Origin of the sequence: Aeromonas sp. A35_P, assembly GCF_002259925.1 — a bacterium.
Taxonomy (GTDB): Bacteria; Pseudomonadota; Gammaproteobacteria; order Enterobacterales; family Aeromonadaceae; genus Aeromonas; species Aeromonas dhakensis.
In genome coordinates this window covers 1-5,499 of the sequence record NZ_NEVB01000118.1, presented here as the reverse complement: position 1 = coordinate 5,499, position 5,499 = coordinate 1, and the positions used below count along the sequence as shown (strand labels likewise).

General features: G+C 64.2%; 5 protein-coding genes. 2 read left to right on the top strand and 3 right to left on the bottom strand.

Features of this window, described 5'->3' with window-relative positions:
• Together CAK78_RS08700 and CAK78_RS08695 are read right to left on the bottom strand one after the other, a co-directional pair.
• On the bottom strand, positions 1–264 hold a 264-nt coding region (locus CAK78_RS08700; protein ID WP_141214152.1), incomplete at its 3' end, for a transposase.
• A gap of 181 nt (positions 265–445) precedes the next feature.
• Entirely contained in the window at positions 446–922 is a 477-nt protein-coding gene (locus CAK78_RS08695; protein ID WP_005308598.1) for a L,D-transpeptidase family protein, read from the bottom strand.
• A 262-nt stretch (positions 923–1,184) separates the two neighbouring features.
• On the opposite strand from CAK78_RS08695, the gene CAK78_RS08690 reads away from it, so the two are divergent.
• On the top strand, positions 1,185–4,355 hold the full coding sequence (locus CAK78_RS08690) for a S41 family peptidase (protein WP_094697025.1): 3,171 nt from the start codon (positions 1,185–1,187) through the stop codon (positions 4,353–4,355).
• Between the two features lie 98 nt (positions 4,356–4,453).
• Here the strand turns inward: CAK78_RS08690 and CAK78_RS08685 are convergent, their stop codons facing one another.
• Positions 4,454–5,089, bottom strand: coding sequence for a hypothetical protein (locus CAK78_RS08685; protein ID WP_254924735.1), 636 nt, complete (start codon positions 5,087–5,089; stop codon positions 4,454–4,456).
• A gap of 113 nt (positions 5,090–5,202) precedes the next feature.
• On the opposite strand from CAK78_RS08685, the gene CAK78_RS08680 reads away from it, so the two are divergent.
• Positions 5,203–5,499 (top strand): transposase (locus CAK78_RS08680; RefSeq protein ID WP_141214151.1); only part of this gene is annotated, 297 nt, incomplete at its 3' end.

The window sequence follows — 5,499 nt, the reverse complement described above, 5'->3', positions numbered from 1 at the left end:
ACGCATTGAGGCAATTTCGTAGAGTGCGTCCTCCATGGCGCCGTCGCTGAGGTTGTACCACTGCTGCATACAGTGAATGCGGAGCATGGTATCGAGTGGGTAGGGACGACGCCCGTTACCAGCTTTGGGATAGACGGGTTCGATGACCCCCAGCATCCTTGGCCATGGGAGCACAGCCTCCATGCGAGCCAAGAATATCTCTTTACGGGTTTTACGGCGTTTGCCATTGAACTCGCAGTCCGCGAAGGTGAGCTGGTGACTCATGCTGAACCTCATCCCTGATGCCAAGTGGGGTTCATGATCTCACATCAAGGACTTGTTCGCACTTTCCCTAGCACAGCACGGGGACGGATACCAAGAGGCTGCGGGTAAAGAAAGAGGATGGAGACAGAACAGGGGGAGCCAAAAAACAGAACGCCACCCGAAGGTGGCGCGCTGCAGAGAGTCAGGGCTGAATGATGATGGGGGTGCCGGGTTCGATGGCGTTCCACACTTCGTCCAGATCCTTGTTGAGCATGGCGATGCAGCCATTGGTCCAGTTGGACGGCTGCAAACGGGTGTTGCCTATGCTGTTGCGCTGACCGTGGATCATGATCATGCCGCCCGGTCGCACACCCATCTCGTTGGCCGCCTTGATGTCGTCCAGATTCGGGTAGTTGATGTGGATGGCCTTGTAATAGTTGGAGTTGGTCTTCTTGTAGTCGAGGATGTAACGGCCTTCCGGCGTGCGCTGATCCCCTTCCCGCTGCTTGTGCCCCTTGGGAGCCGGACCCAGAGCGATCCAGTAGCGTTTGACCTCCTTGCCATCCTTCATCAGGGTCAGGCTATAACTCGATTTCTTCACCACCACCATATCGGCGGACAGGGTGGCAAAACTCAATGCGGGCCACAGCCCCAGCAAACACAGTAATACGGCTCTCATTCCATCCCTCGGCAAGCCTCTGGTAAGGGCTTTTCTGTTACCAAATCATCTGAACTGCACCGCCTGGTGTGGCGGGCGAGCGCCATCATATTGGATCGCCATCAATACTCAATATATCCAGAGAAACATATCCCGCGCCAGCTTTTAAGAATTGTTACAATTAACTGCCAAAACAAGGGGATACCCCCCCTATCTCGGGATAGTCCCTCCCTGCCTATTGGGGGAAGATAAGGCGCTTTTCACCTATCAGGAAATCTCCACGATGCGATACCGACTCTCCCTGCTGATCTTGCTGATCTGCTCCCCCCTGCAGGCGGCCGAGCCGCTCTGGCTGCGCGAGCCCGCCCTCTCCCCCGACGGCAAGCAGCTTGCCTTCACCTGGCAGGGTCGCATCTACCTGAGCGCGGGGGATGGTGGCCCCGCCGTGCCCCTCACCGACGACAGCTATCTGAGCCAGCGCCCGCTCTGGTCGCCGGATGGCAAGCTCATAGCCTTTGCTGCCAACCTCTACGGCAACGAAGACGTGTTCGTGGTGCCGAGCCGCGGTGGCGAGATGGTGCGGCTGACCCGCGATTCGCGCCCCGATCTGCCCCAGGCCTTCAGCACCGACGGCAAACAGCTGCTGCTGAGCAGCCAGCGCCTGACCAACCCCGACGCCGATCACTTCGTGGCGGAGGGGTATCAGGCCAGCAACCTCTACTGGACGCCGGTCGCCGGCGGCCCGCTGACGCCGGCCCAGCCCCTGCCCGCCACCCTGGCCCGCCCCCACGGCAACCAGCTGGCCTACCAGATGCCGGGCATGGACCAGCCGTTTCGCAAGCATCAGCACTCGTTCGCCGTCTCCCGCCTCTGGCTGTTCGACGGCAAGCAGCATCACCAGCTGACCGAAGACAGGGTAGCCGCCAGCGATCCGGTCTGGGATGAGCAGGGCAAGCAGCTTTACTACCTGAGCGAGCGCAGCGGCGATTTCAACGTCTGGCAACGGGATCTGGCCAGCGGTCAGGATCGCCAGCTCACCCACTTCAAGGGTCACCCGGTGCGCGGCCTCAGTGCCTCCCGCCAGGGGGACCTGGTCTGGTCCTGGCAGGGGGAGCTCTACCGCCTCGATGCCGGCAGCGACACCCCACGCAAGCTCGCCATCCAGCCGCAGTTCGCCAAGGTACCGGCCGAGCAGAGCTGGCAGCCCGGCCCCATCGACGAGGCCATCGCCCGTCAGGATGGGGAAGAGGTGATCCTGGTCAGCCAGGGGGATCTCTACGCGGTCGACACCCGTCGCGAGCGGGTACGCCAGCTCACCCGCCACCCCAGCGAGCAGTCGGCACCGCGCTATCTGGATAGAGAGCAGACTCTCATCTACCTCTCCGAACAGGAGGGGCCGGCGGCGTTGTACCGCCTCAAGAAGGAGCAGCCGGACACCCTGTTCAGTGCCCCCGGCACCCTGATCGAGGAGAAGCTGCTGGCCATCCCGGGCGCCGCCATCAGCGTGCCGACCCTCTCCCCCGACGGCAAACAGCTCGCCTTCGTGGTGGATGGCCAGGCCGTGCACCTGCTGGACTTGGCCAGCGGCAAGCAGCGCCAGCTGGTCGCCGCCGAGTTCAACCCCTCCCGCCATGCGGTGGAGCTAGCCTTTGCCCCCGATTCGCGCCACCTGGCGTTGACCATCCAGCCCGACTCCAGCCAGCAGGAGATCGCCGTCATCGACACCCGGGATGCCAAGGCCAAGCCGGTCAACGTCAGCCTCAACGGCTATCGGGATGGTGAGCCGTCCTGGCTCCAGGCCGGCGGCATCCTCTACTGGCAATCCGCCAAGTACGGCGTGCTGGGGGCCGATGGCGAGCCCCTCGGCGGCAGCCTGCTCGGCCTCTATAGCAGCCGCGCCGCCAGAAGCGACTTCCTTGCCGAACAGGCGCCGCCCAAGGCGGGTTACGGCTTCGAAACCGACCGGCTGGCGCACCGCGAGGCGCTGAAGTTGCAGCCAGAGGGCGCCGTCCTCGCCAGCCGCATCGTCGACGATCACCTGGTCTATCTGGTGGAGACCAGCGGGGCCAACGGCGAGAGCGAGATCAAGGGCTACGCCCGGGATCTGCGCAAGGGCGAGACCAAGCTGCTGTTTGCCGAACAAGCGGGGCCGGCGCTGGCCAGCCTCAATCAGGATGCCAGCCTAGCCACCCTGGTACGGGAGGGGGAGATCGCCCTCATCGATACCCGCTCTGGCGAGGCCAGCAGCCATCCCTTCAATCTGCTGATCACCGCCAGCTGGCAGGATCGGATGACCGCTGCCTTCGATCAGATTACCCGCCTCACCCGGGACGAGTTCTACCGGGCCGACATGAACGGGGTGGACTGGGATGGCTACGTGGCCGCCTATCGCCGCCTGCTGCCCGGCATCAGCAACGGGCGTGACTTCGGCAACCTGCTGGCGGAGCTGGCCGGCGAGCTCAATGTCTCCCACACCTGGGGCAACGGCCCGGCACCCTCCCTGCGCATGCCGGACGACACCGCCAGCCTCGGCGGCTACTGGCGCGAGCGGCAGGGTGCGGTCGAGCTGACAGCCCTGCTGGCCGGCGGCCCGCTGGAGCAAGAGACGGATCTGGCGCCGGGCGCCCGCCTGCTGGCCATCAACGGCACCGAGCTGCACAGCCTCAACGAGCTGGATGCCCTGCTCAACCATCAGGCCGGCCAGCGGCTGGCCCTCACCCTGCTGCCCAAGGGGGCCAAGGAGCCGCACCAGTTGGAGGTCACCGCCATCGACCAGCAGCAGGAGTATCAGCTGCAGCTCGACGGCTGGATCGCCAAGCGCCGCAACCAGGTGGAACAGCTGAGTCAGGGGCGGGTCGGCTACGTCTATCTGCCGGAGATGAGCAGCGCCGTCTATGAAGAGGTGGTGGCCGACGCCCTCGGTCGCCAGCGCAACCGCGAGGCGCTGATCGTCGACGTGCGCTTCAACAAGGGGGGCTATCTGGCCAACACCCTGGTGGAGTTCCTGACCGGCAGCGGCAGCGCCCAGGGTATGGCCAGCAGCTGGCCGCGTCTTGGCAAGGGGGAGACGGACGCCGCCACCCGCCAGTGGACCAAACCCTCGGTGGTGCTGGTCAATGCGGGCAGCTACTCGGAAGGCTCGGCCTTTCCCCAGTACTACCGCACTCTCAAGGTGGGGCCCATCGTCGGCGAGCCGGTACCGGGCACCGGCACCATGGTGTACAACCACACCTCCAGGCTGATCCCAGGCCTCGCCTACGGCATCCCGACACTGGGGCTGCGCAACCCCGACGGCACCCTGTACGAGAATCAGGAGCTGATCCCGGACGTGCAGGTGGCGCTGACCCCGGCCGACATGGTGGCAGGGCGCGATCCCCAACTGGCAGCCGCGGTGCAGGCCGCCCTCGCCCAGTTGACCACGAATGCGAAACCCGCAGCCAAACAGGCTGACTGACGCCAGCCAGCAAAAAAGGAGCCGACCGGGCTTGTCCGGTCGGCTCCTCTGGACAGACATCAAGGGCGCCCTGCCTGTTGCGGGGCGCCCTTGTTGCATCAGGCCGGCTGCGTCTCGGCCGGCTGGCGGGCCAGTGCCAGCTGATACCTGTGCTCGGCCAGCTCCAGCTCACGGCGCGCCTCGTCCACCTTGCCGTCGGCGCTCTTCACCGCCGCCACCAGCTGGTTGTAGCGATCCCAGCTGCCGTTGTACTCCTTCACCTCGGCCTGGTAACGCTGGCTGATCTCGTTGGACTGGCGAATGATGGCGTTGTTCTCATCGTGCAGCTGATCGATGCGGGTGCTCAGGCCCGCCTGGATGGCGCGGATCCGGCGATACTCTTCCGGGCCGTAGCTGCCGCTGTAGCTGTTGTACTCGCGCACCAGCCGGTTGATCTCCTGCACCGTCTGGCGGTTGCGCTGGTTCAGCTGGTTCAGCTCGCGCGGGTAGCGATCAAAGTTGCCCTTGAGCGTCTGCTGGCGATCCTGCAGGGCGGTTCTGGCCGCCACCTGCTGGCTGTAGTGCTCCTGGGCCGCCGCCAGGTCCTGGCGCCGGGTTTCGAGGGAGCGTTCCAGCTCGCCCAGATCCGGCAGCGCTTCCGTCACCATTGTGGGGTAGAAGGCGGCGATCTGCGGCGTGGTCACCTTCAGTGCCCGCACCGCATCGGCCCCGTTGGCCTGATCCCGGTAATCCACGCCGCACGGCTGCCCCTTGCAGACCAGGTCCGGGCTGGAGAACTTGGGAAAGTGCGAACAAGTCCTTGATGTGAGATCATGAACCCCACTTGGCATCAGGGATGAGGTTCAGCATGAGTCACCAGCTCACCTTCGCGGACTGCGAGTTCAATGGCAAACGCCGTAAAACCCGTAAAGAGATATTCTTGGCTCGCATGGAGGCTGTGCTCCCATGGCCAAGGATGCTGGGGGTCATCGAACCCGTCTATCCCAAAGCTGGTAACGGGCGTCGTCCCTACCCACTCGATACCATGCTCCGCATTCACTGTATGCAGCAGTGGTACAACCTCAGCGACGGCGCCATGGAGGACGCACTCTACGAAATTGCCTCAATGCGTCTGTTTGCCAAACTCTCCCTGGACCAGGCTATC

Bases quoted from the DNA above. Each gene is read 5' to 3' on its own strand.
- CAK78_RS08695 (WP_005308598.1), bottom strand. From the start codon at position 922: ATGAGAGCCGTATTACTGTGTTTGCTGGGGCTGTGGCCCGCATTGAGT.
- CAK78_RS08690 (WP_094697025.1), top strand. From the start codon at position 1,185: ATGCGATACCGACTCTCCCTGCTGATCTTGCTGATCTGCTCCCCCCTG.